This is a genomic window from Acinetobacter sp. Q186-3 (assembly GCF_013420655.1).
Classification (GTDB): domain Bacteria; phylum Pseudomonadota; class Gammaproteobacteria; order Pseudomonadales; family Moraxellaceae; genus Acinetobacter; species Acinetobacter indicus.
Genome location: NZ_VOXS01000041.1, coordinates 1 through 3,624, shown reverse-complemented (window position 1 = coordinate 3,624; position 3,624 = coordinate 1). Strand labels below are relative to the sequence as shown.

The 3,624-nt window shown below is 41.3% G+C and carries 2 protein-coding genes and 2 pseudogenes; all 4 read left to right on the top strand.

Annotation, left to right across the window (positions count from 1 at the left end; genetic code table 11):
* Positions 1-111, top strand: a pseudogene (locus tag FTT64_RS14515) (IS5 family transposase); the annotation flags it as partial.
* 393 nt (positions 112-504) lie between these two features.
* Positions 505-1,350 carry a macrolide hydrolase EstT gene (estT, locus tag FTT64_RS14225; RefSeq protein ID WP_164538741.1) on the top strand — a complete coding sequence of 282 codons (846 nt, stop codon included), beginning with the start codon at positions 505-507 and terminating at the stop codon, positions 1,348-1,350.
* Positions 1,340-2,497, top strand: coding sequence for a tetracycline-inactivating monooxygenase Tet(X4) (locus tag FTT64_RS14220; RefSeq protein ID WP_094309310.1), 1,158 nt, complete (start codon positions 1,340-1,342; stop codon positions 2,495-2,497). Before estT ends, FTT64_RS14220 begins: the two co-directional genes overlap by 11 nt.
* A 338-nt stretch (positions 2,498-2,835) precedes the next feature.
* Positions 2,836-3,624, top strand: a pseudogene (locus FTT64_RS14215) (IS91-like element ISVsa3 family transposase); the annotation flags it as partial.

The following is a 3,624-nucleotide window of genomic DNA, read 5'->3' as shown; positions in this document are numbered from 1 at the left end:
TATTTCTGTAAGTTAAAAGAATTTAAACGTATAGCGATGCGTAGTTGTAAAACAGATACGAGTTTTGAAGCCATGATTCAATTGTGCGCGAGTGTAATTAACTCTCGGTAATTCTCAACAGACCCTAACTATAAACTCCTTTTTCTGTTAATTTTAAATTTTAACATTTGACACAACTTTAATATATTTATATATACATATATTTTTATATATTATATGATTTCATAAGATTTGAAACATAAATAATTAAGCACTATAAGTACTAAAATGTTAAAATAATTTTTATATTTGAGAAATTCAAAATGCGAAATAAAATAGTAAAAACATTCGCCTATCTTGCCATATGGGTATGAAATAGAGTAGAATGTTTCGTATATATATAAGTTAGCGGGCATTGTGAAAGATACCAGCATAACAGTTAAACATTGATAAATGAAAAAAAAACTACTTTGGATATTAATTTTAGGACTGATAATAATCAGTTGCAAACAAAGGAAAACAGAAATGAAAGAGAAAATAATTAAAACAAACGGCATTGAACTCTGTACGGAAAGTTTTGGAAATAAGAAAAATCCAGCAATCCTTTTGGTAGCAGGTGCAACCGTATCAATGCTGTATTGGGACACTGAATTTTGCCAACAATTATCTGAAAAAGGATTTTTTGTTATTCGTTACGACAACAGAGATGTAGGAAAATCCACTAATTATGAGCCGGGTTCAGCACCATACGACATTGTTGACTTAACAAATGATGCCATTGCAATTTTGGACGGCTATGAAATAGACAAAGCACATTTTGTGGGTATGTCATTAGGTGGGCTAATTACACAAATAGCAGCTATAAAGTTTGCCGATAGAGTTAGCTCATTAACACTTATGTCTACAGGCCCTTGGGGAGACTCGGACCCAACTATTCCTGAGATGGACACACGTATTTTAGATTTCCATGGTAAAGCAGGCACAGTCGATTGGTCAAATGAAGACAGTGTGGTAAACTATTTAATTCAGGGTGCAGAATTAATGTGCGGCAAGAAACAATTTGATAAACAAAGAAGTGAAAAGCTGATAAGAGCTGAGTTCAATAGAGCAAACAATTATATAAGTATGTTCAATCACGCTACATTGCAAGGTAGTGAAGAATATTGGAATAGACTAAATGAAGTAAATCAACCAACCTTGATAATTCACGGAACAGATGACAAAATTTGGCACTATAAAAACGCTGGTGTATTAATTGAGAAAATACAAAATACGAAATTAATTACTCTTGAAGGAACAGGACACGAATTGCACTTTGAAGATTGGACAACAATAATTGACGGAATTGAAAAACATATAAATGAGCAATAAAGAAAAACAAATGAATTTACTTAGTGATAAGAACGTTGCAATAATTGGTGGTGGACCCGTTGGACTGACTATGGCAAAATTATTACAGCAAAACGGCATAGACGTTTCAGTTTACGAAAGAGACAACGACCGAGAGGCAAGAATTTTTGGTGGAACCCTTGACCTACACAAAGGTTCAGGTCAGGAAGCAATGAAAAAAGCGGGATTGTTACAAACTTATTATGACTTAGCCTTACCAATGGGTGTAAATATTGCTGATGAAAAAGGCAATATTTTATCCACAAAAAATGTAAAGCCCGAAAATCGATTTGACAATCCTGAAATAAACAGAAATGACTTAAGGGCTATCTTGTTGAATAGTTTAGAAAACGACACGGTTATTTGGGATAGAAAACTTGTTATGCTTGAACCTGGTAAGAAGAAGTGGACACTAACTTTTGAGAATAAACCGAGTGAAACAGCAGATCTGGTTATTATTGCCAATGGTGGAATGTCTAAAGTAAGAAAATTTGTTACCGACACGGAAGTTGAAGAAACAGGTACTTTCAATATACAAGCCGATATTCATCATCCAGAGGTGAACTGTCCTGGATTTTTTCAGCTATGCAATGGAAACCGGCTAATGGCTGCTCATCAAGGTAATTTATTATTTGCGAATCCTAATAATAATGGTGCATTGCATTTTGGAATAAGTTTTAAAACACCTGATGAATGGAAAAACCAAACGCAGGTAGATTTTCAAAACAGAAATAGTGTCGTTGATTTTCTTCTGAAAGAATTTTCCGATTGGGACGAACGCTACAAAGAACTGATTCGTGTGACATCATCTTTTGTAGGGTTAGCGACACGAATATTTCCCTTAGGTAAGTCTTGGAAAAGTAAGCGTCCATTACCCATAACGATGATTGGAGATGCTGCTCATTTGATGCCTCCTTTTGCAGGACAAGGCGTAAACAGCGGGTTGATGGATGCCTTGATATTGTCGGATAATCTGACCAATGGGAAATTTAACAGCATTGAAGAGGCTATTGAAAATTATGAACAGCAAATGTTTATCTATGGCAAAGAAGCACAAGAAGAATCAACTCAAAACGAAATTGAAATGTTTAAACCCGACTTTACGTTTCAGCAATTGTTAAATGTATAAAATGGAATAAAACGGCACATAATCGAGTAGACGGCTCCGCCAGTAACTGACGGAGTGCGCCTCTCACACCACCGAGCGTACGGGTCACGTACTCGGCGGTTCGCAAAGAGATGGGTTAAGTTGTAAATGTAATTCAGTTAAGGAAACATATCCTCTTTTCTTCAGGCGTTGTAAAGTAATGGTAGTGCCTAGAATAGGACTTTGTGCCAACTATTGAGTGGGAGTGACGGGCACTGGCTGGCAATGTCTAGCAACGGCAGGCATTTCGGCTGAGGGTAAAAGAACTTTCCGCTAAGCGATAGACTGTATGTAAACACAGTATTGCAAGGACGCGGAACATGCCTCATGTGGCGGCCAGGACGGCCAGCCGGGATCGGGATACTGGTCGTTACCAGAGCCACCGACCCGAGCAAACCCTTCTCTATCAGATCGTTGACGAGTATTACCCGGCATTCGCTGCGCTTATGGCAGAGCAGGGAAAGGAATTGCCGGGCTATGTGCAACGGGAATTTGAAGAATTTCTCCAATGCGGGCGGCTGGAGCATGGCTTTCTACGGGTTCGCTGCGAGTCTTGCCACGCCGAGCACCTGGTCGCTTTCAGCTGTAAGCGTCGCGGTTTCTGCCCGAGCTGTGGGGCGCGGCGGATGGCCGAAAGTGCCGCCTTGCTGGTTGATGAAGTACTGCCTGAACAACCCATGCGTCAGTGGGTGTTGAGCTTCCCGTTTCAGCTGCGTTTCCTGTTTGCCAGCCGGCCCGAGATCATGGGGTGGGTGCTGGGCATCGTTTACCGCGTCATTGCCACGCACCTGGTCAAGAAAGCGGGCCATACCCACCAAGTGGCCAAGACGGGCGCGGTCACCCTGATCCAGCGTTTTGGATCGGCGCTCAATCTGAATGTTCACTTCCACATGCTGTTTCTCGACGGTGTGTATGTCGAGCAATCCCACGGCTCAGCGCGTTTCCGCTGGGTCAAGGCGCCGACCAGCCCAGAGCTCACCCAGCTGACGCACACCATCGCCCACCGGGTGGGTCGCTATCTGGAACGGCAAGGCCTGCTGGAACGGGATGTCGAAAACAGCTATCTGGCCTCGGATGCGGTGGATGACGACCCGATGACACCCCTGCTG

Excerpts from the sequence above, each read along its gene's own strand:
- estT (WP_164538741.1), top strand. The coding sequence starts at position 505 with ATGAAAGAGAAAATAATTAAAACAAACGGCATTGAACTCTGTACGGAA.
- FTT64_RS14220 (WP_094309310.1), top strand. The coding sequence starts at position 1,340 with ATGAGCAATAAAGAAAAACAAATGAATTTACTTAGTGATAAGAACGTT.